19 protein-coding genes and 2 tRNA genes are annotated in these 23,695 nt (G+C 71.9%); 13 read left to right on the top strand and 8 right to left on the bottom strand.

Features of this window, described 5'->3' with window-relative positions; genetic code table 11:
* Positions 1–139 precede the first annotated feature (139 nt).
* From ACZ37P_RS28020 to ACZ37P_RS28005, 4 genes are all read left to right on the top strand, one after another.
* Positions 140–553, top strand: coding sequence for a TIGR02611 family protein (locus tag ACZ37P_RS28020; RefSeq protein ID WP_355332573.1), 414 nt, complete (start codon positions 140–142; stop codon positions 551–553).
* 78 nt (positions 554–631) lie between these two features.
* Positions 632–703 (top strand) — tRNA-Val (locus tag ACZ37P_RS28015).
* 97 nt (positions 704–800) lie between these two features.
* On the top strand, positions 801–1,271 hold the full coding sequence (locus tag ACZ37P_RS28010; protein WP_355332571.1) for an SRPBCC family protein: 471 nt from the start codon (positions 801–803) through the stop codon (positions 1,269–1,271).
* Positions 1,272–1,309: 38 nt separating this feature from the next.
* Positions 1,310–1,381: transfer RNA gene (locus ACZ37P_RS28005), tRNA-Val, on the top strand.
* A 105-nt stretch (positions 1,382–1,486) separates the two neighbouring features.
* On the opposite strand, the gene solA is transcribed toward ACZ37P_RS28005, so the two are convergent.
* From solA to ACZ37P_RS27985, 4 genes are read right to left on the bottom strand one after another with little or no spacing between them, the layout of a single operon-like run.
* Positions 1,487–2,623 carry an N-methyl-L-tryptophan oxidase gene (solA, locus tag ACZ37P_RS28000; RefSeq protein WP_467349158.1) on the bottom strand — a complete coding sequence of 379 codons (1,137 nt, stop codon included), beginning with the start codon at positions 2,621–2,623 and terminating at the stop codon, positions 1,487–1,489.
* 28 nt (positions 2,624–2,651) lie between these two features.
* A complete protein-coding gene (locus ACZ37P_RS27995) occupies positions 2,652–3,407 on the bottom strand; it encodes an amino acid ABC transporter ATP-binding protein (protein WP_467349213.1) in 756 nt (251 codons plus the stop codon).
* Positions 3,408–3,427: 20 nt separating this feature from the next.
* On the bottom strand, positions 3,428–4,411 hold the full coding sequence (locus tag ACZ37P_RS27990) for an amino acid ABC transporter permease (protein WP_467349156.1): 984 nt from the start codon (positions 4,409–4,411) through the stop codon (positions 3,428–3,430).
* Positions 4,398–5,288 (bottom strand): ABC transporter substrate-binding protein, encoded by an 891-nt coding sequence (locus ACZ37P_RS27985; protein ID WP_467349154.1) that lies wholly within the window; start codon positions 5,286–5,288, stop codon positions 4,398–4,400. The genes ACZ37P_RS27990 and ACZ37P_RS27985 overlap by 14 nt, the downstream gene beginning before the upstream one ends.
* Before the next feature lie 364 nt (positions 5,289–5,652).
* On the opposite strand from ACZ37P_RS27985, the gene ACZ37P_RS27980 reads away from it, so the two are divergent.
* A complete protein-coding gene (locus ACZ37P_RS27980; RefSeq protein WP_401307064.1) occupies positions 5,653–7,086 on the top strand; it encodes an IclR family transcriptional regulator in 1,434 nt (477 codons plus the stop codon).
* Between the two features lie 63 nt (positions 7,087–7,149).
* Here the strand turns inward: ACZ37P_RS27980 and ACZ37P_RS27975 are convergent, their stop codons facing one another.
* Together ACZ37P_RS27975 and ACZ37P_RS27970 are read right to left on the bottom strand one after the other, a co-directional pair.
* On the bottom strand, positions 7,150–8,628 hold the full coding sequence (locus ACZ37P_RS27975; protein WP_467349152.1) for an amidohydrolase: 1,479 nt from the start codon (positions 8,626–8,628) through the stop codon (positions 7,150–7,152).
* Between the two features lie 104 nt (positions 8,629–8,732).
* A complete protein-coding gene (locus tag ACZ37P_RS27970) occupies positions 8,733–10,418 on the bottom strand; it encodes a PucR family transcriptional regulator (protein WP_467349150.1) in 1,686 nt (561 codons plus the stop codon).
* 221 nt (positions 10,419–10,639) lie between these two features.
* On the opposite strand from ACZ37P_RS27970, the gene ACZ37P_RS27965 reads away from it, so the two are divergent.
* The 3 genes from ACZ37P_RS27965 (at position 10,640) to ACZ37P_RS27955 (ending at position 14,584) form a co-directional block, all read left to right on the top strand.
* Positions 10,640–11,809 carry a CaiB/BaiF CoA transferase family protein gene (locus tag ACZ37P_RS27965; RefSeq protein ID WP_467349148.1) on the top strand — a complete coding sequence of 390 codons (1,170 nt, stop codon included), beginning with the start codon at positions 10,640–10,642 and terminating at the stop codon, positions 11,807–11,809.
* 164 nt (positions 11,810–11,973) lie between these two features.
* Positions 11,974–13,956: a threonine--tRNA ligase gene (gene thrS, locus ACZ37P_RS27960; protein ID WP_391160829.1), complete on the top strand. Its 1,983-nt coding sequence runs from the start codon at positions 11,974–11,976 to the stop codon at positions 13,954–13,956.
* A 70-nt stretch (positions 13,957–14,026) separates the two neighbouring features.
* The gene (locus ACZ37P_RS27955) at positions 14,027–14,584 is read left to right on the top strand and encodes an HIT family protein (protein ID WP_188285222.1); all 558 of its coding nucleotides are present in this window, start codon (positions 14,027–14,029) and stop codon (positions 14,582–14,584) included.
* A gap of 80 nt (positions 14,585–14,664) precedes the next feature.
* Here the strand turns inward: ACZ37P_RS27955 and ACZ37P_RS27950 are convergent, their stop codons facing one another.
* Positions 14,665–16,350 carry a hypothetical protein gene (locus ACZ37P_RS27950; RefSeq protein WP_355332546.1) on the bottom strand — a complete coding sequence of 562 codons (1,686 nt, stop codon included), beginning with the start codon at positions 16,348–16,350 and terminating at the stop codon, positions 14,665–14,667.
* 204 nt (positions 16,351–16,554) lie between these two features.
* On the bottom strand, positions 16,555–18,789 hold the full coding sequence (locus tag ACZ37P_RS27945; RefSeq protein WP_467349146.1) for an elongation factor G-like protein EF-G2: 2,235 nt from the start codon (positions 18,787–18,789) through the stop codon (positions 16,555–16,557).
* 286 nt (positions 18,790–19,075) lie between these two features.
* Here ACZ37P_RS27945 and pgsA point away from each other — a divergent pair, with 286 nt between their 5' ends.
* The 5 genes from pgsA to pdxS all read left to right on the top strand — a co-directional run bounded on the left by pgsA (position 19,076) and on the right by pdxS (position 23,691).
* Complete coding sequence (pgsA, locus tag ACZ37P_RS27940) at positions 19,076–19,744, top strand: phosphatidylinositol phosphate synthase (RefSeq protein ID WP_355332539.1); 669 nt, start codon at positions 19,076–19,078, stop codon at positions 19,742–19,744.
* The gene (locus ACZ37P_RS27935) at positions 19,741–20,898 is read left to right on the top strand and encodes a phosphatidylinositol mannoside acyltransferase (RefSeq protein WP_467349145.1); all 1,158 of its coding nucleotides are present in this window, start codon (positions 19,741–19,743) and stop codon (positions 20,896–20,898) included. The genes pgsA and ACZ37P_RS27935 overlap by 4 nt, the downstream gene beginning before the upstream one ends.
* Complete coding sequence (locus ACZ37P_RS27930) at positions 20,895–22,055, top strand: glycosyltransferase family 4 protein (RefSeq protein WP_355332534.1); 1,161 nt, start codon at positions 20,895–20,897, stop codon at positions 22,053–22,055. The genes ACZ37P_RS27935 and ACZ37P_RS27930 overlap by 4 nt, the downstream gene beginning before the upstream one ends.
* Positions 22,056–22,057: 2 nt before the next feature.
* Positions 22,058–22,606, top strand: coding sequence for a LemA family protein (locus ACZ37P_RS27925; protein WP_355332532.1), 549 nt, complete (start codon positions 22,058–22,060; stop codon positions 22,604–22,606).
* A 176-nt stretch (positions 22,607–22,782) separates the two neighbouring features.
* A complete protein-coding gene (gene pdxS, locus ACZ37P_RS27920) occupies positions 22,783–23,691 on the top strand; it encodes a pyridoxal 5'-phosphate synthase lyase subunit PdxS (RefSeq protein ID WP_355332529.1) in 909 nt (302 codons plus the stop codon).
* Positions 23,692–23,695: the final 4 nt, after the last annotated feature.

Below are 23,695 nucleotides of genomic sequence, written 5' to 3'. Positions count from 1 at the left end.
GAAATCGACATGCCACCTGCGAGGACGTTGTAAACCCCTCTGAGGGGTTTGTGAGGCTTCTGGTACCTCGTCCGGCCTAGTCCCGAGACGGGCCGATCAGCCATTTCGGTGACGAACGCCGGTCGGGTAAATTGTCGGTATGACTGCGGAGAGTGACGAGTCCGGCGGAGCCGTGGCCAAGGATTCGCGGCTGGGGTCACGGGCCCCCGGCTTCATCAGGAAGTCACGGCTGCTGCACCAGTCCTGGCGGGTCGGCGTCTTCCTCGTCGGCCTCGCCGTCGTCGCGGGCGGAGTCGTCCTGCTCCCGCTGCCCGGCCCCGGCTGGGTGGTGATCTTCGGCGGCATGGCGATCTGGGCCACCGAGTTCGCCTGGGCCCAGCGCGTCCTGCGCTGGACCCGCCGCAAGGTCGCCGACGCCGCCAGGGCCGCCCTGGACCCCCGCGTGCGGCGGCGCAATCTGCTGCTCACCACCGCCGCCGTGCTCGCCCTGGCCGGACTCGCCGGGTGCTACCTGTGGCAGTTCGGCCTCGACACGCCCTGGGCCGACAGCTAGGGCCCGCGCGCCCGTCGCGGGCCCTCGGGAGCCTGGTCCGAGGCCCCTCCCACGTGCGGTAAAGTTGTCCACGCGTCCGGGCGATTAGCTCAGCGGGAGAGCACTTCGTTCACACCGAAGGGGTCACTGGTTCGATCCCAGTATCGCCCACCGGATTCGAGGATCCCGGGGACCGGTTTCCACACCGCTCCCCGGGATCCTTTGCGTTCCCGCGCCGTACGCGGATTCGATCGCGCACACTTGCGGTATGGACTGGAGTCACTACCGATTCCGTAGGACGTGGCAGCTCGACGCGGACCCCGACGCCGTCTACCGGGTGCTGGAACGGCCCGACGACTACCCCGTCTGGTGGCCCCAGATCCGCGAGGTGCGGCAGACCGGCGACACCACCGGCATGCTGCGCTTCCGCTCCCTCCTCCCGTACGACCTCGTCGTCAGCGCCAGATCCGTCCGGCACGACCCGAGTACGCGGGTCCTGGAAGCCGCGATGACCGGCGACCTGGAGGGCTGGTTCCGCTGGACGATCACGCCGGGCGGCCTCCCGGGGACCCGCACCCGGCTGCTCTACGAACAGGAAGTCGTCGTCCGCAAGCCGTTGATGCGGCTGCTCGCCGTCCCCTGCCGCCCGCTCTTCCTCGCCAACCACGCGCTGATGATGCGCGGCGGACGCCACGGGCTGCTCGCGCGGCTCGCCGCCGACGCCGCGCATGTGGTTTGAACGGCGGGCCCGTCGCGCTGTATGGTTCGAGGCGTCCCGGGCGATTAGCTCAGCGGGAGAGCACTTCGTTCACACCGAAGGGGTCACTGGTTCGATCCCAGTATCGCCCACCGAGGCTCACCGGCCTCGAAGTACCGTGACGGCCCGCCGACATCAGTCGGCGGGCCGTTGTGCGTTCCGCGGCGGCCGTCGCGGAACGCCGGCCTGTGAGACCGTCAGGCGGCAGCGCCGGGCGCGGCGAACGCCGAGATGTCGTCGGTGGATTCACCGTCCAGCGCCAATTCGGCGAGGATGCGGCCGATGGCCGGGGTGAACTTGAAGGCGTGGCCCGCGCCGAGGGCGACGATGATGTCGGGGTACCGCGCGAGCGGGCTCAGCACGAATTCCCGGTCGGGCGTGATCGCGTACTGGCAGGTGACGGTCCGCAGCACGTGGCCGCTGGCGGGGATCGTGGCGCCCATGAACGCCGAGAGCTGGTCGAGCAGTTCGGCGGACGGCTCGAAGGTCCGGTTCTCGGGCGTCATCAGGTTGTTCGACACGTCGCGGGCGGCTTTGACGGTGGGTTCGCCGTAGGCGGGGAATCCGTAGAAGCAGTCGGTGTCCTCCCAGATCCACACGGGGAAGCGGTCGGGGTCGAACGCCTCGGCGTCGGCGGGCTTGAAGTACGTGACCTGCTCCTGCATCGTCTCCAGCGGTATCGCGGCGTCCAGCGGGGCGAGCAGCCGGTTCGTCCACGCGTCGGCCGCCAGGACCACCTTCCTCGCCCGCACGGGACCGGCCGCCGTCTCCAGTACGGTGCCCGCGCCGTCCGGCCTCAGCGCTGTCACGGGCGTGCGCGCCCGCAACTCGGCGCCGTGGGCCCGCGCCTGCATCTGGAGCGCGGCCACCGTACGGGAGGCGTTCACGATCCCGGTGTCGGGCGTGTAGACGGTCTCGACGTTCTCGGGGAGGTCGAACTGCGGCCACCGCGCCCGGACCTGGTCCGGGTCCAGCAGCTCGTACGGGACGCCGACCTCGGTCAGGCTGCCGGTGAAGTCACCGGCGCTGTAGGGGCCGTCGGCGGGCAGGAAGATCACCCCGCCGGTCACCGTGACCAGCCGCTCGCCCGCGACCTTCTCGAAGTCCGCCCAGTCCTGGTACGCGGACGTGGCGAGCCGGACGTATCTGGTCGCGCCGTAGGACGTCCTGATGATGCGTGAGGTGTCGTGCGACGCGCCCCGTACGTGTCCGAGGTCGAACTGCTCGAACGCGACGGTGCGGACTCCGCGCTTGGCCAGGTGGTACGCGGCGGCGCTGCCCAGGGCGCCCAGGCCGACGACGGCCACGTCGAAGGTCTCCAGCGGGTTGCTCACGGTGCTTCCTTCCGGATTCGATGAGTTGTCATGACAGGACCTTCGCCAGGAAGGAACGGGTGCGTTCGTGCCGCGGACTGCCCAGCACCCGCTCGGGAGGGCCGCTCTCGACGATCACGCCGTCGTCGAGGAAGGCCACGGTGTGGGCGACCTCACGGGCGAAGCCGATCTCGTGGGTGACCACGATCATGCTCATGCCGTCCGAGGCGAGACCCCGCATCACGTCGAGCACCTCGCCGACCAGCTCCGGGTCGAGCGCCGAGGTGGGCTCGTCGAACAGCATCAGCTTGGGGCGCATGGCGAGCGCCCGTGCGATCGCGACCCGCTGCTGCTGCCCGCCGGACAGCGCCCGCGGGTACGCGTCCGCCTTGTCGGCGAGCCCGACGCGGGTGAGCAGCGCCCGCGCGTGTTCGACGGCCGCCCCGCGCTTCTCCCGGCGGACCCGGAGCGGGGCCTCGATCAGGTTCTCCAGCACCGTCATGTGCGGGAAGAGGTTGAAGTGCTGGAAGACCATCCCGATCTCGCTGCGGCGCTTGGCGGTCTCCGCGTCGCGTAGTTCGTGCAGCCACCCGTTGTGCTCGCGGTAGCCGACCAGGTCGCCGGCGACGCTGATGCTGCCCGCGTCGATCTTCTCCAGATGGTTGACGCAGCGCAGGAACGTGCTCTTGCCCGACCCCGACGGGCCGATGAGACACAGCACCTCGCCCTCCGCGACCGTCAGGTCGATCCCCTGGACGACGCGATTGCCGCCGTAGGACTTGTGCACGCCCACGGCCTCGACCATCGGCCGGGTGGAGACGGCGGTCATGCGCGGCCTCCCTCGGTGCCGGCCGGGCCCGTCGGCGCGGCGGCCCTCGCCCTGCGCGGGACGATCCCGGCCCGCAGCGCCGCCAGCAGCGACGGCTCGGCGGAGTGGGTGTCACCGCGCTTGAAATGCCGTTCGAGGTAGAACTGGCCCGTGCTCAGCACGGTGGTCACCACGAGGTACCAGAGGCTGACGGTGATCAGCAGCGGGATCACCTCGTACGTCCGCGAGTAGATCTCCTGCACCCGGAAGAGGATCTCCGGGATCGCGATGACGCTGACCAGCGACGTCGTCTTGAGCATCGAGATCGTCTGGTTCCCCGTCGGCGGGATGATCACCCGCATGGCCTGGGGGAGCACGACGCGCCGGAAGATCTGGCCCCTGCGCATGCCCAGCGCCTGCGCGGCCTGCGTCTGGCCGGGGTCGACCGACTGGAGCCCGGCCCTGACGATCTCGGACATGTAGGCGCCCTCGTTCAGCCCGAGGCCGAGGATCGCCGCGACATACGGCGTGATCAGCGTGTTCGCCTCACCCGACACCAGCGTCGGGCCGAACGGGACGCCGATCGACAGCACCGGGTAAAGGGCGGCCAGGTTGAACCAGAAGATCAACTGCACCAGCAGCGGCGTGCCGCGGAAGAATCCGGCGTAGGCCAGCGCCGCGGCGGCGACGGACCGGTTCCTGGAATCACGGCAGACCGCGACCAGGACGCCGATGACGATTCCGACGACCATGGCGACGACGGTCAGGACGATCGTCGTGACAAGTCCGTGCACCACCTGCACATCGCGGAAATAGCTGAATACGACGTCCCACTGATAGCGGGGATTCGTGATCAGCGAATTGACGACGAGGGCCGCCAGGGAAATGATGACGAAGGTCGCGATCCACTGACCGTAATGCCGGGTGCGCGCGACCTTGAGCACGCCGCCGTCCGGGCCGCCGGTTCTTTGCGCGAGCGAGGGCATTTCAGCGTTGGCCATCGGTGTGCACCTCTGACTTCGCGATCTCGCCCTGGTTCACTTTCCACTTGGCCAGGATCTTGCCGTACGTGCCGTCGGATATCAGATTGTTCATCGCGGCGGCGACCGCGGGCGCCAGGGCGGAGCCCTTCGGGAGCGCGTAGCCCCATGTGGTCGGCAGGTAGTTCGCGTTCAGCACGTCGAGCCGGCCGTTGGACTGCCCGGCGATGTAGGACAGCGGGCCGTAGTCGGACATGCTGGCGTCCGCGCGGCGGCTGCTGACCGCGAGCGTGGCGTCGGCCTGGGCGGGGAACACCGAGACGGTGATGGCGGGCTTGCCCGCACGCACGCAGTCCCGGTCGAACGTCGGCATGTAGTTCTCGGCGTAGATGCTGCCCTTCATGACGGCGATGGTGTGTCCGCACATCGTGTCGAGGGTCAGCTTCTCGGGGTTGCCCGCGTCCACGATCAGCGAGGTGCCGCCGGAGTACTCGCTGACGAAGTCGACCTGCTTCAGCCGGGCGGGCGTGATGCTGAGCGCCGCGGCGACCATGTCGTAGCGGTTGGTCTGGAGGCCGGGGATCATCGCGTCGAACTTGACGTCGGCGAACCTCACCTTCAGCCCCAGCACGTCGGCGACGGCCCGCAGAAGCTCGGGTTCCGCGCCTGCCAGGGTCTTGCCGTCCTCGGCGAGCAGCAAGAACGGCGGATAGCCGGGCCCGCTCGCCACGTCGATCCCGCCCCTTCCCGCGATGTCCGAAGGAACCAGTCGTGCGACGCTCTTGTCGTACGTCCCCCGGATGAAATCCTCGCCCACGGAATCGGCGGTCGCGGTGGCATGCGAGGTGCAACCGGTGAGGACGCCGACGGTCATGGCGAATCCGGCCACTACTGTCACGGCTGTCGCCGGTCTACCAGTAAGGTGTTTGCTGAACACGTGAGTCGGGCTCCTTGCGGCAGTCGGGAACAACATGCGAGGACCGATACGCCGTTTTCCGTTCTGTGGAAAAGGGAAATCCGGCGGTGCTCAAAACGAGTTGGCTCACTATAAGCACCGCGGAAGTGCTGTCACGCCGCACGATGCGTTTCCGGCAAATCGCGGCACGGCGAATTGACGGTTCTGCGCGAACGCCCGGGCCGGACGGTCGCCGCGGCGGCGCACCACCGGGCGCGCGGGCGGGCCACTGCTACGGTGCGGGGAACGCACGTCGCCCCGGCCACGACGGAAGGCCCACGCGACACGGATCGTCGAGGACCCGGTGATGACGACACATGTGTTGTCGGGACTGAACGCGGTGCAGCAGGTCGGCAATCGTCCCGACCCCACCCTGCCGATGCCGGTCGGGGAGATCGCCGGACGGTTGGGCACGGTGCTGAGCAGCGCTTCCCGGCTCTGTGGTGAACTGGCGGAACTCGAACTGCTGGAGCGCGGGAGCGCGTACGGGACCTACCGCATCGGACGGCGGGCCATCGAGCTCTCCGGCCGCGCGGCGGCCCCGTTCGCCAGGTCCGTCCGGTCGGCGCTGACGCTCGTCGCGACGCTCACCGGCGAGACCGCGTGCCTGGCCGCACCGACGGCGCAGGGCATGCGGGTGGTCGCCTCGGTCGAGTCGGTGTGGCCCCTGCGCGCGCACGCCAAGGTGGGCGAGTCGGTCGACGACGCCCGGCGCGCGATCGTGCGCGCGGCGCGCCTCGAAGACACCGACGGCCCGTCGCGGGCGCTCCGCGCCGAGTCGACCATCGGCATGGGCGTGGAGATCGCCGTGCCGGTCATGAGCCCCGTCGGCGAATGTGTCGCCGTACTGGCGGCCCGGCTGCCGGTCAGCCGCGCCGCCAAGGTCGTACCGCGGGCGCGCCGTGTGCTCGACGAGGCGCGGCGGCTGCTCGAACGCACGGTGGACGACGAACTGGACCGGCCGAACATCGCGGCCGGAGGTCCGCTCGGCCGCGACGGCAGCCCGCTGGGCCTTGAGGCGGCACTGCGGATCGTGTGGCATCTGTCCGCGGGGCGCGACTCGTTGGCCGGTATCGCGACCGGGACGGGGCTGCGGCCCGACCGGGTCCGCCGCCTGCTGGAGTCGTGCGGCCGGGCGGGAGTCGTCCGCAGGAGCAAGGACGGCGCGCGGTTCGAGGCGAGCTGGGCGGTGCACGGCTGGCATCGCGCCGCGACCCTGCCGATGATCCTCGAAAAGGGCCGGCCGCTCGTGGCCGAAGCGGCGGCGACGACCGGGGTGTGCGCGTTCATCACCGTGCTGAACGGGATGCACAGCCTCACGCTCGTCGAAGAACTCCAGAGCGTCGGCGAGGGGTTGAGCATGACGCCGTGGCTCGGGCGCCTCGCCCCCATCATCGGCTCCGACGGCGGACCGACCCTGGCATCGGACTTCGAGGCCGACGAGCTGCGCCGGGTCCTGCCGAACAGGCACCCGCCGGAGCAGGTCGAGAAGTTCCTGCGGCGCTTCGCCCGCGCCGGGCGCGACGGCGTGCTGTCGATGAAGTCCATCGACGAACTGGGGATCATCTCCATCTCCGCGCCGGTACGCGACTCCAGCAACTCGGTCGCCGCCGCGGCCTGCCTGGTCGGCTCGACCGACAGCATCAGGCCGCGGACACGGGAACTGGAGGGCGTCGCACGGCGGTTGGGCGCCCGCGTGTCGCGGCTGATCGGCGCCCCCGAGGACGCGCCCGGCCCGTAGGCAAGCCGTCGCCGGGGACGGCACCCGACCGCGGCCGGGCGGGCCCGACGCGGGGGCGGCCCCTCAGACCGACCGGTGCGTGAGCGTGCCGCCGACCATCGTGGTCAGCACCGGCATGGTCCGCAGCGCGGCGCGGTCGAACGCGCGCGGGTCCCCGCCGATGACCACGAGGTCGGCGACGTCGCCGACGGACACCGGGCCCCGGCCCGCGCCGGCCGCCGCGAACGCCACCTCCAGCGGGATGCTCTGCTCGGGGTGCCACGCGGGCCGGTCGTCGTCGGTGCGGAAGACCGCGTCGGCGATGGCCAGCCTCGGGTCCAGCGGGCTGACCGGCGCGTCGGAGCCCAGCTCAAGCCGGGCACCGGCGGCGTGCAGGGAGCGGAAGGCGTAGGCCCGGTCAGTGCGGCCCGGCCAGTGCAGGTCGGCCACGTCCCGGTCGGTCACGGCGTGCTGCGGCTGGACCGACGCGACCACGCCGAGCCGGGCGAAGCGCGGCATGTCCCGCTCGCTCACCAGTTGGGCGTGCTCGATCCTGCCGGGGCACCCGACCCGCTCGAACGCGTCGAGCACCGCGGAGTTCGCCCGGTCGCCGATCGCGTGCACCGCGGGTTCGAGACCGGCCGCCCACGCCCTGCCCATCAGCTCGACCAATTCGTCGAGCGGCACCAGCGACAGCCCGCACGCGTCACCGGCCCCGGCCGGGTGCGGATACGGATCGACGCACCACGCCGTCCTCGTGTTGAGCGACCCGTCGCTGACGATCTTGTACGGCCCGACCCGCACCCGCCCGTGGGTCCCCGCGACGACCTGCCCCGTACGGAACCCCGCGGCGATGGCACCGTCCAGCCACGGCGTCCAGACGCCGGCCAGCACCCTGACCGGCACCGCGCCGGGCCGGGACCGGCGGCGCCACGCCTCGACGTTGTCCGCGTAGGCGAGGTCGGTCAGGCCGGTGACGCCCAGCGCGGGCAGCGCGGCGACGGACTCCCCGACCCAGGCGTCGAGTTCCTCGGGCGGCACCATCGCCGCCAGCCGCGCCTTGGTCTCGATCGATGCCGTCTCCCGCAGCACCCCCGTGGGGTGCCCGCGCAGGCCGACCAGGTCGAGCGCGGCGCTGCTCAGCCACGTGGTGTGCAGGTCGATGGTGCTGACGGCCACCGCCGCGTCGCCCACCAGCTCGTCCAGGACCCGCTTGTGCGGAGCCTCCTCCCACAGCGCGGGCACGATGCCCTGACCCCAGACGATCCCGGTACGGTGCGCCGCGCGTATGCCGTCCCGCATCATGACCGCGGCCTCGCGCGGGCTCCCTGCGGCGCCGAGATCGACGGCGCGCAGATTCCGTACCCACTGCTCGATGTGCACATGGCCGTCGACGAAACCGGGGACGAGGGTGGCGTCGGCGAACGCGATCACCTCGGTGTCCGGCTCGGGCGGGACGCCGCCGACGGCGCCGATCGCCGTGACGCGCCCGTCGCGGACCAGGACGTCGCGAGGTGGGCCGCCGAGGCCGACGCGGACGTGGGCGAGCAGGGTTGATGTCATCTGATTCCTCCGTTCCGCCCCGAACGGTAGAAGGCGCGGGCGCCCCCGCCGTTGTCGTCAGGCCACGGGCCCGACCCCGCGACTTGTCGGTCCCGACAAGGGCCTCAGCCGCGTGCGCCCCGGGGGCCGCGCACGGCGTTGCGCAGTTGGAGCCACGTCACGAGCGTGTCGTCGCCCGCGTCCAGGGCGACCCCGAACATCTCGGTCAGCCTGCGGACCCGGTAGCGGGCGGTGTTCTCGTGGACGCCGAGGGCACGGGCGGTCGCGGCGACGCTCCCGGCGGACCCCAGATACGCCAGCAGCGTCCCGGCGTAGTCGGTGCCCTGGTCCGCGTCGTGGCGCAGGACGGCGCGCACGGCGGGCAGCCGCAGCACGTCCTCGTCGATCGGCGCCCCGGACCGCAGACAGGCGAGGACGACCTGAGGGCGCACGTCGTGGAGGGTGGCGACACCGCCGTGGGGCGGGTCGGCGCGCGGGTCGAGCAGCGTGTCCACGACCCGCCGGGCGAGCGGCCGGGACCCGGCGACGGCAGCGAGGCCGTCGACGACGGCGCCGAAGCCGACGACCAGTTCCACCCCGGCGGACCTGCGGGCCGCCGTCACCAGGTCCGTGCCCAGCCTGCGCAGCCGCGCGGCCAGCCGCGCCTGGCCCCGGTCGTCCGAGGGCGGGTCGAGCACGGGCAGCAGCAGGACGACGTCGCCCGCCTCCAGCACGGCCGCCGACTCCGGGTGCCAGTGCTCACCGTGCAGCGTGATCAGGTCGCGGACGCGGGCGGCGTCGGCGGCCCGCAGCTCACTGGCGACCGGTCGTACCGTCGCGAGGACGAACGAGGCACGCGCGGGCAGCGCCAGCGCTGCGGCGGCGCTCGCCGCGTCCAGCGAGGAGGCCAGCAGACCGCGGAGCGCGTCGCCGCGCCGCTCCCGCTCGGGGCTGACCGCCTCCCGCGACCGCAGCAGGTGCAAGGCGACGCTGCGGGCGGCGTCCAGCAGCGCGCGTTCCGCGTCGTCCACCAGCTTCGGCCGGTCCGCCAGGACGAAGATCACGCCGAGCACCTGGTGCCCCGCCCGTACGGCGACGGCCATCCGGTCGGCGTACTCCGGACCCGAACTGGCGAACCGCACCGGGCCCTGCGCGGCGATCACGGCCTGGTACTTCGCCGCGTCGCCAGGCCGTTCCGGTGTCCGGCGGCCGAGGATCGCCAACCGCCGGATCTCGTCGATCTCCTGGTCCGGCAGGTTGGAGTACGCCAGGATCCGGCCGTCGACCTCCTCGATCGTGACCGGCCCGCCCAGCGACGCCGCGATCGCGTTGGCCAGGCCGAACAGGTCGCCGATGCCGCCCGCCTCCCCGGGGACGGCGGCCCGAGCGGCACCGGCCGCGGTGACGAACGCGTCCAGGCGCCGCCAGGCCATCTCGTCGGGCGTGCACAGCAGGGCGATGTCCGCCTCGCGGGCGGCCTCGACGGCCCGGCCCAGGTCCCGGCCCCACGCCTTCACCACGACCGCGCTCGCGCCCGCGGCGGCGGCCTGCCGTATCCGGTCGGTCACCTCGGCGGGATCGGACCTGCCCCCGGTGAGCAGTACGACAGCCCCCGCCACGTCGTGGATCGGCTCGTCGGGACCGTGGACCACGGGCTCGCCCGCGGGCCGGGCCAACCGCGCCCGGTCACCGCCGACGAGCCGCAGCGTGTGCGGTCCCAGGCTCTCCAGCAGGTCGCGCAGCGTGCCCACGGCCGCCGAGGACGCGGCGGCGGGGGTCACCGACCGCGCGACGCCCTCGCCAGTGTCCATCACCCCAGGCTATCGGCCCCCTTTGTGGCTGAGCACAAGTCGGCGCCGCCGAGTGCGTGGGCAACTCCAGAGCGGCGCCAGGGCCGTCCTGGAGACGATGCCACCGCGCCCCCGGCGCACAAGTGGCCCGGTCCCGGGGCCGAGACCGACGTCTTCGAGGAGACCGCGTGCCGACAGGAGATCGCGTGCCGACAGAAGACCGCGTGCCGACAGGAGATTCCGTGCCGACGCGATACGCGGCCCCGCGCGGCGGTCCGCTGGCGGGCACCGTCGTGATCGACTGCACGTCGGTGGTGATGGGGCCGTACGCGACCTCGCTGCTGGCCGACCTCGGCGCCGAGGTCGTCAAGGTCGAGCCGCCGGGCGGCGACATCGGACGCCGGATCGGGCCGGCTGCGGGCGACGGTCTCTCGGCCCTGTCGCTCCGGCTGCTCCGCAACAAGACCTCCGTGGTGCTCGACCTGGCGACGGGGGAGGACCGACGCCGCTTCACCGACCTGGTGGCCGGGGCCGACGCGGTGGTGACCAACATCCTGCCGAGCGCCCGCGAACGGCTCGGCCTCGACTACGACGCGCTCGCGCGGGTCCGTCCCGACATCGTGCTCTGCACCGGACAGGCGTACAGCTCCCGCTCCGGCCTGCGCGACGTCTCCGGCTACGACGACACGGTCCAGGCGCTGTCCGGCATGGCCGACAGCTACCGCCTGCGCGGCGGCGAACCGGCGTACTCGCCGTCGATCACGGCCGACAAGACCTGCGGCCTCCTGATGGCGCTCGCGACGGTCTCGGCCCTGTACAGCCGCCTGCGCGACGGCCACGGCCAGTGGGTGGACGTGCCGATGGTCGACAACATGGCCGCGTTCAACCTCGTCGAGCACCTCGCGGGCCACACCTTCGACCCGCCGCGCGGCGACATCGGGTGGGCGCGGTCGCTGGCACCCGCCCGGCGCCCGCATCCGGCCCGCGACGGCTGGGTCTGCGTCATGCCGTACACCGACGCCGACTGGCGGCGCTTCCTCGTGCTCGCCGGGCGCGACGACCTGCTGGACGACCCCCGGTTCGCCACCGCGGGACAGCGCGGCGGCCGGTCGGACGAGGTCCAGGCGGTCATCGCGGACTACGTGTCCGGCCGGACCGTCGCGCGGATCGTGTCGGCGTGCCGGACCGCGAGGATCGCCTGCGCGCCCGTACGCACCCTGGAGTCCCTGGCCGACGACGACTATCTGCGCGAGCGGCGCACCGTGGAGACCCTGGAGCATCCGGCGGTCGGCCGCTACCGGAACGTGCGGCTGCCGCTGGACTTCAGCCGGACACCGCTCGGTGACGACGCCCCGGCACCGCCGCTCGGCGGCCGTCCCCAGGGTCGTCCTCAGGACCGGCCCCAGGGATGAGGACCGCGATGCGGCCGGTCGTCGGGGCTCACGGCACCTCGCGCCGCCACCCCCGCGGGTTATCGCTTCGCGGGCAGCCCTCGCGGCTCGGTACGATTCAGCGGTGCGGCGCCCGCCGCCGCCGAGTCACCACAGCCAGCAGGACCTGAGTCAGGAGCAGACCGGTGTCAGATGTCCGTGTGATCATCAAACGCGATTCCGTTGAGCTGGAAGAGCGGACGGTCACGACGGGCACGACCGCGGCCGAACTGTTCCCCGGCGAGCGGTCCGTGATCGCCGCCCGCGTCGGCGGCGAGCTGAAGGACCTCGCGTACGCCCTCGCCGACGGCGACGAGGTCGAGCCGGTGGACATCACCAGCCAGGACGGCCTCAACATCCTGCGGCACTCCACCGCGCACGTGATGGCGCAGGCCGTGCAGGAGCTGCACCCCGAGGCCAAGCTCGGCATCGGCCCGCCGGTCAAGGACGGCTTCTACTACGACTTCGACGTCGAGAAGCCGTTCACCCCCGACGACCTCAAGGCCGTCGAGAAGAAGATGCAGGAGATCCAGAAGCGCGGCCAGCGCTTCTCGCGCCGGGTCGTGACCGACGAGGCCGCCCGCGAGGAGCTGGCCGACGAGCCGTACAAGCTGGAGCTGATCGGCCTCAAGGGCGGCGCCGCGTCCTCAGACGACGGCGCGGACGTCGAGGTCGGCGCCGGCGAGCTGACCATCTACGACAACCTGGACGCGAAGACCGGCGAGCTGTGCTGGAAGGACCTCTGCCGGGGCCCGCACCTGCCCAGCACCCGCAACATCCCGGCGTTCAAGCTGATGCGCAACGCGGCGGCGTACTGGCGCGGCAGCGAGAAGAACCCGATGCTCCAGCGGATCTACGGCACCGCCTGGCCCACCAAGGAAGAGCTGAAGGCGCATCTGGACTTCCTGGAGGAGGCCGCCAAGCGCGACCACCGCAAGCTGGGCAATGAGCTGGACCTCTTCTCCATCCCCGAGCAGATCGGCTCGGGCCTCGCGGTCTTCCACCCCAAGGGCGGCATCATCCGCCGCACCATGGAGGACTACTCGCGCAGGCGGCACGAGGAGGAGGGGTACGAGTTCGTCTACACCCCGCACGCCACCAAGGGCACCCTGTTCGAGACCTCGGGCCACCTGGACTGGTACGCCGACGGCATGTACCCGCCCATGCAGCTCGACGAGGGCACGGACTACTACCTCAAGCCCATGAACTGCCCGATGCACAATCTGATCTTCGACGCCCGCGGCCGGTCCTACCGCGAACTGCCGCTGCGGCTCTTCGAGTTCGGCACCGTGTACCGCTACGAGAAGTCCGGCGTCGTGCACGGTCTGACCCGGGCCCGCGGCTTCACCCAGGACGACGCGCACATCTACTGCACCAAGGAGCAGATGGCCGACGAGCTGGACACCACGCTCACCTTCGTGCTGAATCTGCTGCGCGACTACGGACTGACCGACTTCTACCTGGAGCTGTCCACCAAGGACCCGGAGAAGTTCGTCGGCTCCGACGAGGTCTGGGAGGAGGCCACCGAGACGCTGCGCAAGGTGGCCGAGAAGCAGGGGCTGCCGCTGGTCCCCGACCCGGGCGGCGCCGCCTTCTACGGGCCGAAGATCTCCGTGCAGTGCAAGGACGCCATCGGCCGCACCTGGCAGATGTCGACCGTGCAGCTCGACTTCAACCTGCCCGAGCGGTTCAACCTGGAGTACACCGGCCCCGACGGGACCAAGCACCGCCCGGTGATGATCCACCGCGCGCTGTTCGGCTCGATCGAGCGGTTCTTCGCCGTGCTGCTCGAGCACTACGCGGGCGCCTTCCCGGCCTGGCTCGCCCCGGTGCAGGCGGTCGGCATCCCGATCGGCGACGCGCACGTGCCGTACCTCCAGGAGTTCGCGGCGGAGGCCAGGCGCAAGGGCCTGCGGGTCGACGTGGACGCGTCCTCCGACCGCATGCAGAAGAAGATCCGCAACCAGCAGAAGCTGAAGGTGCCCTACATGGTCATCGTCGGCGACGAGGACATGTCCGGCGGCACGGTCTCCTTCCGCTACCGCGACGGCTCGCAGAAGAACGGCATTCCGCGCGACGAGGCCATCGCCGAGATGGTGGACGCCGTGGAGCGCCGCATCCAGGTCTGACGGCGCCGACGTCCGCCGCCCGTGAGATCCGGGACTTCCCCCGCAGCACGCGTGCTCCGGGGGAAGTCCTATGCTGAACGGCATGACGAGTGAGCCGGAACAGCAGATCGGAGCGGGGGTGCCGGACGCGTTCCAGCGCCTGTGGACCCCGCACCGGATGGCGTACATCCAGGGCGAGAACAAGCCCACCGGCCCCGGTGCCGGTGACGGATGTCCGTTCTGCGCGGTCCCGGCCGAGTCCGACGAGGACGGCCTCGTCATCGCGCGCGGCGAGCACGTGTACGCGGTGCTCAACCTGTACCCGTACAACAGCGGGCACCTCATGGTGGTGCCCTACCGGCACGTCGCCGACTACACCGAGCTGGACGGCGCCGAGACGGCGGAACTGGCCGTGCTGACCAAGCAGGCGATGACCGCCCTGCGGTCCGCGTCCGGCGCGCAGGGCTTCAACATCGGGATGAACCAGGGCGATGTGGCGGGCGCCGGGATCGCCGCGCACCTGCACCAGCACGTGGTGCCGCGCTGGGGCGGCGACGTCAACTTCATGCCGGTCGTCGGACACACGAAGGTGCTGCCGCAGCTCCTCGCCGACACCCGCAAGATGCTCGCGGACGTCTGGCCCTCCTGACGGACGTCCCGTCGCCCTGAAACGTCCCGTCGCCCTGAACCCCGCATGAGCGGGAGCCGGAGCCGGAGCCCGGACAGGTCCTAGGCGTCGTACGCGTCGGCCTTCCTGGGCTCCACGCTCTGCGACAGACCGCTCAGCATCATCGAGCGGCTGGTGAAGTGCGAGGTGTCCACGCCGTTCTCGCTCATCACCTGGATCGCGGCGGCGTGCACCGCCCGCAGCACCGGAGTGGCCGCGCGCAGCGCGTCGTCGGCCATGAAGCGGTGCTTCCACGGCTTGTCGGCCCACGTGTGCCGCAGCCCGAACGGCTCGGGCAGCTTCAGCGTGCCGCCGAGGTAGTCCAACACGGCGGGGAAGCGGGTCAGCGGCGCGCGGGCGGCCAGCCGTACCACCTCGTCCGACTCGATCAGCGGGAGCTGTACGGTCCTGGTCTCCCAGAACTTCACCGGCTTGGTGATCGTCTTCTCCTTCGCGGGCGGCCCGGAGGTGAAGATCCCGTGGATCGGGCCGAGCGCGTGCCCGGTGACCTCGATCCGCAGGGTGTGCGCCAGCACCGTCACCGTCGTCATCAGCGTGATGACGAGATTGCCGTCCCAGAGGGTGAACTGGATGCCCAGATAGTGCCGGTTGCCCTTGCCGAACTGCTGCGTGTTGCAGATCCGCTGGATCTCGAAGTCCTTGACCGAGAACGAGTCGACCTCAGGCCCGGTGGGCCGGGAGATCTTGCCCGCACCCTCGCCGACCGGCACCACGACCCAGTGCTTTATCGACGGCTTGGGGAAGCCGCCGGTGTGCAGCGGGCCGCGCTCGATCATCCGTAGCTGGTCGTGGATGGCGCGGATGACGTCCCAGCTCCGGAACGGGTGGATCTCGGCCAGCCCCTCGCGCGGGATCAGCTCCTCGGCCATCTGCCAGTTCGCCCACCGGCTGCCCATGCCGAGTATGCCCTTGGGCCCCGCGTAGAAGACCACATTGCTGTTCTGCTCCGCGGACAGCTTGGCCAGGCTCTGCCGCAGCAGCTCCGCGCGGGTCTGGTTGGGGTTGCGCGGCACCGCCTCGGGAATCTTCGCGCCGACCGCGGTGCCCGCGACCAGGCCCGCCCAGCGGCTGCGCAGATCCTTCGCGGTGGCCTCGCAGATCCGCTTCGCCCAGAACCAGCCGATGATCGGCGCGATCATCAGGACGCGGAAATACTGCTGCCAGAAACCGCTGAACGGCGGCCGTACCGCGAGCAGCACGGTGAAGGCGGCGGCCACGGCCAGCACGACGGCCCCGAAGGCCCCCGACTTGTTGCCCCGCGCCTTCAGCGACCCGAGCGACTTGCGCAACTGGAAGGCGCCGAGCCAGAGCAGCACGCCGGGCAGGAACAGCACCCCGCACACGCCCATCACCACGGTCAGCCGGTTGTCGCGCTCCTGCCGAATCCGGTTGGCGGCCAGCGCGTGCTCCACCACGGTCTGCGGCACCACACCGAAGGACTGCACCAGTTCACTGCGCGCCGCGCCCAGCATCCTGACCTGGATGGCGCGGGAGAACGCCTCGCCCAGATTCGGCGCGAACAGCGACAGCCGCGGCGCCTTGACGCTCGCCTCGCTGTTGGCGTCGACCAGCGTCGTTACCGGAGTGTCGCGGTACGCGGCGGACGCCAGCGCCTGGGTCGCACCGGTCTCACCGTCGCTGCCGGTCAGCGGAATCTGCGCACCTGGGCTGAAATCGAACCCGATACCGTCCGTCACCACAGGCCCCCAGTCGCCAGTCCCGTACATCCACCGGTTCACCGGTCCATACGGCTCCGACCGGCCCATTCCCCGCACGGGTGAACGTCACACGTTCGGAGCAGTCTCCAGATTAGCGGCGCGACGGCCCGCGGCGTGGCCGCGAGCCGCCGATTGGCCAGCGGACATGTCCACTTGGCGACTTAGCGGCGCTGTTCCGGCGTCCGCCGGCGCTGATTCTCCGTCGCGCGCACGTCATCTGCCGTGCGCGGTCGCCTCGTCCTTCTCCTCCTGCCGACGCAGTCTCGTGGCCAGTTGGGCGGGCATCGGCTCGTGCCGCGCGTAGTGCCGGCTGAACCGGCCGGTGCCGTGCGACAGCGACCGCAGATCGACGGCGTAGCGGCCGATCTCGATCTCCGGGACCTCGGCGCGCACCACCGACCGACCGTCTGCGGCCGGTTCGGTGCCCAGCACCCGGCCGCGCCGCCCCGACAGATCGCTCATCACCGAACCGACGTACGCGTCCGGCACCAGCACGCCGACCTCGCAGACCGGTTCCAGCAGATGGATGGGCGCGCCCGCGGCGGCCTCGCGCAGGGCGAGCGCGCCCGCGGTCTGGAAGGCGGCGTCGGAGGAGTCCACCGAGTGCGCCTTGCCGTCGGTGAGGGTGACCCGGATGTCGACCACCGAGAAGCCGAGCGCGACCCCGCGGGCGGCCTGGGTGCGGACGCCCTTCTCCACCGACGGGATGAACTGCCGCGGCACCGCCCCGCCGATCACCTTGTCCACGAACTCGATGCCGGAGCCGACCGGCAGCGGCTCCACCTGGATGTCGCAGATCGCGAACTGCCCGTGCCCGCCGGACTGTTTGACGTGCCGCCCGCGGGCCGTCACCGGCTCGCCGAAGGTCTCCCGCAGCGACACCTTGTGCGGCACCGCGTCGACCTGCACCCCGTACCGGTTGCGCAGCCGCTCCAGGGCGACGTCGGCGTGCGCCTCGCCCAGGCACCACAGGACGACCTGCCGGGTGTCCGGATTCTGTTCGAGACGCATCGTCGGGTCCTCGGCGACCAGCCGCGCCAGGCCCTGGGAGAGCTTGTCCTCGTCGGCCTTGCTGTGCGCCTCGATGGCGATCGGCAGCAGCGGGTCCGGCATCACCCACGGCTCCATCAGCAGCGGCCCGTCCTTGGCCGAGAGCGTGTCGCCGGTCTCGGCGCGGGTCAGCTTGGCCACGCACACCAAATCGCCCGCGCCCGCCGAGGGCACCGGCCGCTGGTGCTTGCCGAAGGGCGACGACAGCGCCCCGACCCGCTCGTCCACGTCGTGGTCCTCGTGCCCGCGGTCCTCCATGCCGTGGCCCGACACGTGCACCGTCTCGTCCGGCCGCAGGGTGCCGGAGAAGACCCGCACCAGACTGATCCGGCCCACGTACGGGTCCGAGGACGTCTTGACCACCTCGGCGGCCAGCGGCCCCTCCGGGTCGCAGACCAGCGCGGGGCGCCCGCCGCCGTCCGGCGTCGTGACCGGCGGCGCCTCCCGCTCCAGCGGGGTCGGGAAACCGCCGGTGATCAGCTCCAGCAGTTCCACGGTGCCCAGGCCCTGCCGGGCGCCGTCCGCGGCGGGCGCGGCGGCCAGCACCGGGTGGAAGGAGCCGCGCGCCACCGCCCGCTCCAGGTCGTCGACGAGCGTCTTGACGTCCAGTTGCTCGCCGCCGAGGTAGCGGTCCATCAAGGTCTCGTCCTCGCTCTCGGCGATGATCCCCTCGATGAGCCGGTTGCGCGCCTGCTCCACCAGCGGCGCCAGCGCCGCGTCCGGCTCTGCCTCGGCCCGCTCGCCGGACGCGTAGTCGTACACCCGCTGCGAGAGCAGCCCCGCCAGGCCCGTCACCGGGGCATGGCCGTCGGGGCCCGCGGGCCCGTGCACCGGCAGATACAGCGGCAGCACCGAATCGGGGGAGTCGCCGCCCAGCTCCGCCGCGCACTGCGCCGCCATCTCCTCGAAACCGGCCCGCACCGACTCCAGGTGCGTCACCACGACCGCCCGCGGCATCCCGACGGCCGCGCACTCCTCCCACACCATCCGGGTCGCGCCGCCGATGCCCTCGCCGTCCTGCGCGGCCGACACGACGAACAGGGCCGCGTCCGCGGCGCGCAGACCGGCCCTCAACTCCCCGACGAAATCGGCGTAGCCGGGGGTGTCCAGCAAATTGACCTTGATCCCGCCCCACTCCACGGGGACGAGCGAGAGCTGTACGGAGCGCTGCTGCCGCTGCTCGATCTCGTCGTGGTCGGACACCGAGCCGCCGTCCTCGACCCGGCCCGCCCGGTTCACCGCGCCGGTGGTCAGCGCCAGCGCCTCCACCAATGTCGTCTTGCCTGATCCGCAATGGCCGACCAGCACCACATTGCGCACGTTCTCGGGGCGGTCGGCCGCCGGTGCCCTTCCGGCGGCTCCTGGCTGTGCGTCTCTCCTGTCCGCTGCACCACCCACGCGTTCTCGCCTCCCGGTCCTCACTGCACGGACCGCGCCCTCGGTGGGGGGCGCGTCACAGGGGCGCCACGGGAGACCGCTCCACGCACAGGCGGCCTCGACGACGCCCGCGGTCTTTCGACCTTCCCACGGCCGTCCGGGTGCGTCCATACGTCGTACGCCGGGCCGCCGCCCCCGCCGCTCCGGCACGGCCTGGGACATCCGGTGCGCGCGGGCTGGCTACGATGGGCCATCCGGCTGCCGCTCCGGCCGCCGTGACACCATCCTCCGACCTGTCGGGAAGGCCATGCTGAACAAGTACGCGCGTGCGTTCTTCACGCGTGTTCTCACGCCGTTCGCCGCATTTCTGCTCCGCAAGGGGGTCAGCCCCGACGCGGTGACCCTGCTCGGCACCGCGGGTGTCATGGCGGGCGCACTGGCCTTCTATCCCAGGGGCGAGTTCTTCTGGGGCACCGTGGTGATCACGCTCTTCGTCTTCTCCGACCTGGTGGACGGCAACATGGCCCGCCAGGCCGGGGTCTCCAGCCGCTGGGGCGCCTTCCTCGACTCGACCCTCGACCGGGTCGCCGACGCGGGCATCTTCGGCGGACTCGCCATGTGGTACGCGGGCCGCGGCGACGACCTCGTGCTGTGCGCGGTGACGATCTTCTGCCTGGCCAGCGGCCAGGTGGTGTCCTACACCAAGGCGCGCGGCGAGGCGATCGGCCTGCCGGTGAACGTCAACGGGCTGGTCGAGCGCGCCGAGCGCCTGGTGATCACGCTGACCCTGTGCGGCTTCGCCGGCCTGCACAAGTTCGGCGTCCCCGGCATCCAGTACCTGCTGCCGATCGCCCTGTGGGCGGTCGCCGCGGGCAGCCTGGTCACCCTCGTCCAGCGGGTCGTCACCGTACGCCGCGAGTCCGCGGAGGCCGACGCCGCAGCCGCCGCCACCTCGGGGCAGGGGAGCAGCGCGTGAGCGAGGACGCCTCCCGGGCCGCGCGGCTCAGGGGGAGCCTCGCCGACGGGCTCTACGGGCTCGGCTGGAGCGCGGTCAAGACGCTGCCGGAACCGGCCGCCCGAGCGCTCGGCCGCGCCATCGCGGACGTCACGTGGCGGCAGCGCGGCAAGGGCGTCCGACGCCTCGAGGCCAACCTGGTCCGGGTCGTGCCGGACGCCGACGAGGCACGGCTGCGCGCGCTGTCGCGCTCGGTCATGCGGTCCTACCTGCGCTACTGGATGGAGTCCTTCCGGCTCCCGGCCTGGAGCAAGGACCGCATCCGCGGCGGCTTCGACCCCGCGGACGTCCACTACCTGACCGACGGCCTCGCCGCCGGACGCGGCGTCATCCTGGCGCTGCCGCACATGGCCAACTACGACCTGGCCGGCGCCTGGGTGACCACCGCGCTCGACACCCCCTTCACCACCGTCGCCGAGCGCCTGAAGCCCGAGACGCTGTACGACCGCTTCGTCGCCTACCGCGAGAGCCTGGGCATGGAGGTGCTGCCGCACACCGGCGGCGCCGCCTTCGGCACCCTGGCCCGGCGGCTGCGGTCCGGCGGCCTGGTCTGCCTGGTCGCCGACCGCGACCTGTCGGCCAGCGGCGTCGAGGTCGACTTCTTCGGCGAGCGCACCCGGCTGCCCGCGGGCCCGGCCATGCTCGCCCAGCAGACCGGAGCGCTGCTGCTCCCCGTCACCCTCTGGTATGACGAGTCGCCCGTCATGCGCGGCCGCGTCCACCCGCCGGTCGAGGTCCCCGCGACCGGCGACCGTACGTCCAAGACGGCCGCGATGACGCAGCGACTGGCCGACGCGTACGCCTCCGGCATCGCCGAGCACCCCGAGGACTGGCACATGCTGCAACGCCTGTGGCTGTCCGACCTCGAACCCCGCCCCGAACCCCCGGCGGGCGGCGCCGACACGGCGGGGGAGAGCGCGGGAGCAACGGCGGAGGGCACGTCCGGCGTCTCCCCGCGGGGCGGCCCGGGCACCGCCGCGGCCGAAGGCGCCGGTAGGGCCGACGGCACGGACGGCGCCCACAGCACGGCCGGCACGGCCGGCACGGACGGCCCGTCGGGCGCGGGCGGTACGGCCGGCGGCCCACCTGACCACTCCGGAACGGAGAAAACGTGAGGATCGGGATCGTCTGCCCGTACTCCTGGGACGTCCCCGGCGGCGTCCAGTTCCACATCCGCGACCTCGCCGAGCACCTGATCGGCCTCGGCCACGAGGTCTCCGTGCTCGCCCCCGCCGACGACGAGACACCGCTGCCGCCGTACGTGGTGTCGGCGGGCCGCGCCGTGCCGGTCCCGTACAACGGCTCGGTCGCCCGGCTCAACTTCGGCTTCCTGTCCGCCGCCCGGGTCCGCCGCTGGCTGCACGACGGCAACTTCGACGTCATCCACATCCACGAACCCGCCTCGCCCTCGCTCGGCCTGCTGGCCTGCTGGGCGGCGCAGGGCCCGATCGTGGCCACCTTCCACACCTCCAACCCGCGGTCGCGCGCGATGATCGCCGCGTACCCGATCCTGCAACCCGCGCTGGAGAAGATCAGGGCCCGGATCGCGGTCAGCGAGTACGCCCGCCGCACCCTGGTCGAGCACCTGGGCGGCGACGCGGTCGTCATCCCCAACGGCGTCGACGTGGACTTCTTCGCGCGGGCCGAGCCCAAGAAGGAGTGGCAGGGCGGCACGATCGGCTTCATCGGGCGGATCGACGAGCCGCGCAAGGGCCTGCCCGTGCTGATCCGGGCACTGCCGAAGATCCTCGCCGAGCGGCCCGGCACCCGGCTGCTGGTCGCGGGCCGCGGCGACGAGGAGGAGGCCGTCGAGTCGCTGCCCGAGGCGATGCGCGACCGGGTCGAATTCCTCGGCATGGTCAGCGACGAGGACAAGGCGCGGCTGCTGCGCAGCGTCGACGTCTACGTGGCGCCCAACACCGGCGGCGAGTCGTTCGGGATCATCCTGGTCGAGGCGATGTCGGCGGGCGCCGCCGTGCTCGCCAGCGACCTCGACGCCTTCGCGCAGGTCCTCGACCAGGGCGCGGCGGGCGAACTCTTCGCCAACGAGGACGCCGACGCGCTCGCCGCCGCCGCCCTGCGGCTGCTCGGCGACCCCGCCCGCCGTACCGAACTGCGCACCCGCGGCAGCGCCCATGTGCGGCGATTCGACTGGTCGGTGGTCGGCGGTGACATCCTGTCCGTCTACGAGACCGTCACCGACGGCGCCGCGCATGTCGCCGCGGACGAACGCACCAGCCTTCGGGCGAGATTCGGCCTGGCAAGGGACTGACAGTGACCACCATCATCTGGGTCGCGGTCGCGATCGTCGCGATCGGCCTCTACCTGAGCTGGACGGCCGGGCGCCTCGACCGCCTGCACGCCCGGATCGACGCGGCGCGCGCCGCCCTGGACGCGCAACTGCTGCGCCGCGCCTCGGTCGCCCAGGAACTGGCCACGGCCGGTGTGCTTGACCCGGCCGCGTCGATCGTGCTGTACGAGTCCGCGCACGCCGCCCGGCAGGCCGAGCCGGAGCAGCGGGAGGTCGCCGAGAGCGAGCTGAGCCAGGCGCTGCGCGCGGTCTTCTCCGAGCCGGGCGCGGTCGCCGAGATCGGGGAGGCGCCGGGCGGCACCGAGGCGATCAAGGAGCTGACCCAGTCGGTACGGCGGGTGCCGATGGCCCGGCGCTTCCACAACGACGCGGTACGCGCCGCGCGGGCGGTCCGCAGACACCGCGTGGTGCGCTGGTTCCGGCTCGCGGGCCACGCCCCCTTCCCGCTGGCCTTCGAGATGGACGACGAGCCGCCGGTGCCGCTCACGGCGGACGGCGCCGGGTCGCACTGAACGCCCCGGCACCACGGAGCGCACCGGCACCCGCCGGACACACCGATCCGCGCGGGCCACACGGCCACCCGCCGGTCCGCGGGGAGCCACCGCGGCGGAATTGGCCCTTTCCCGCCCCCGGCGACCGGCCGGACCATGGAGAAAAGCCACCGATTTCGTCAGCGAGTGAGGTCACCGTGTCCACCAGCCCCTCCGCCACCACCCCCGAGACCGGCACCGCACGCGTCAAGCGCGGTATGGCCGAGCAGCTCAAGGGCGGCGTGATCATGGATGTCGTCACCCCGGAGCAGGCGAAGATCGCCGAGGACGCGGGCGCCGTCGCCGTCATGGCACTGGAGCGGGTTCCGGCCGACATCCGCGCGCAGGGCGGCGTGGCCCGGATGTCCGACCCGGACATGATCGAGGGCATCATCAACGCGGTGTCCATCCCCGTGATGGCCAAGTCCCGGATCGGCCACTTCGTCGAGGCCCAGGTCCTCCAGGCGCTCGGCGTCGACTACATCGACGAGTCCGAGGTGCTGACCCCCGCCGACGAGGTCAACCACTCCGACAAGTGGGCCTACACCACCCCCTTCGTCTGCGGCGCCACCAACCTCGGCGAGGCCCTGCGCCGGATCGCCGAGGGCGCGGCCATGATCCGCTCCAAGGGCGAGGCCGGCACCGGCAACGTGGTCGAGGCCGTCCGCCACCTGCGCCAGATCAAGGGCGAGATCTCCCGCCTCAAGGGCCTGGACAACAACGAGCTGTACGCCGCCGCCAAGGACCTGCGCGCCCCGTACGAGCTGGTCAAGGAGGTGTCGGTGCTGGGCAAGCTGCCCGTCGTGCTGTTCTCCGCGGGCGGTGTGGCCACCCCGGCCGACGCCGCGCTGATGCGCCAGCTCGGCGCCGAGGGCGTCTTCGTCGGCTCCGGCATCTTCAAGTCCGGCGACCCGGCCAAGCGCGCCGCCGCGATCGTCCGCGCCACCACCTTCTTCGACGACCCGAAGGTCATCGCGGACGCCTCCCGCAACCTCGGCGAGGCCATGGTCGGCATCAACATCGACACCCTCCCGGAGTCCGAGCACTACGCCAACCGCGGCTGGTAAGGCG

The organism is Streptomyces sp. NPDC024632 (assembly GCF_055559175.1).
Note: the sequence above shows the minus strand (reverse complement) of the source record. Positions and strands in the feature narration are given on the sequence as shown.

Bases quoted from the DNA above. Each gene is read 5' to 3' on its own strand.
- ACZ37P_RS28020 (WP_355332573.1), top strand. From the start codon at position 140: ATGACTGCGGAGAGTGACGAGTCCGGCGGAGCCGTGGCCAAGGATTCG.
- ACZ37P_RS28010 (WP_355332571.1), top strand. From the start codon at position 801: ATGGACTGGAGTCACTACCGATTCCGTAGGACGTGGCAGCTCGACGCG.
- ACZ37P_RS27995 (WP_467349213.1), bottom strand. From the start codon at position 3,407: ATGGTCGAGGCCGTGGGCGTGCACAAGTCCTACGGCGGCAATCGCGTC.
- ACZ37P_RS27990 (WP_467349156.1), bottom strand. From the start codon at position 4,411: ATGGCCAACGCTGAAATGCCCTCGCTCGCGCAAAGAACCGGCGGCCCG.
- ACZ37P_RS27980 (WP_401307064.1), top strand. From the start codon at position 5,653: ATGACGACACATGTGTTGTCGGGACTGAACGCGGTGCAGCAGGTCGGC.
- ACZ37P_RS27975 (WP_467349152.1), bottom strand. From the start codon at position 8,628: ATGACATCAACCCTGCTCGCCCACGTCCGCGTCGGCCTCGGCGGCCCA.
- ACZ37P_RS27970 (WP_467349150.1), bottom strand. From the start codon at position 10,418: ATGGACACTGGCGAGGGCGTCGCGCGGTCGGTGACCCCCGCCGCCGCG.
- ACZ37P_RS27955 (WP_188285222.1), top strand. From the start codon at position 14,027: ATGCTGAACGGCATGACGAGTGAGCCGGAACAGCAGATCGGAGCGGGG.
- ACZ37P_RS27950 (WP_355332546.1), bottom strand. From the start codon at position 16,350: ATGTACGGGACTGGCGACTGGGGGCCTGTGGTGACGGACGGTATCGGG.
- pgsA (WP_355332539.1), top strand. From the start codon at position 19,076: ATGCTGAACAAGTACGCGCGTGCGTTCTTCACGCGTGTTCTCACGCCG.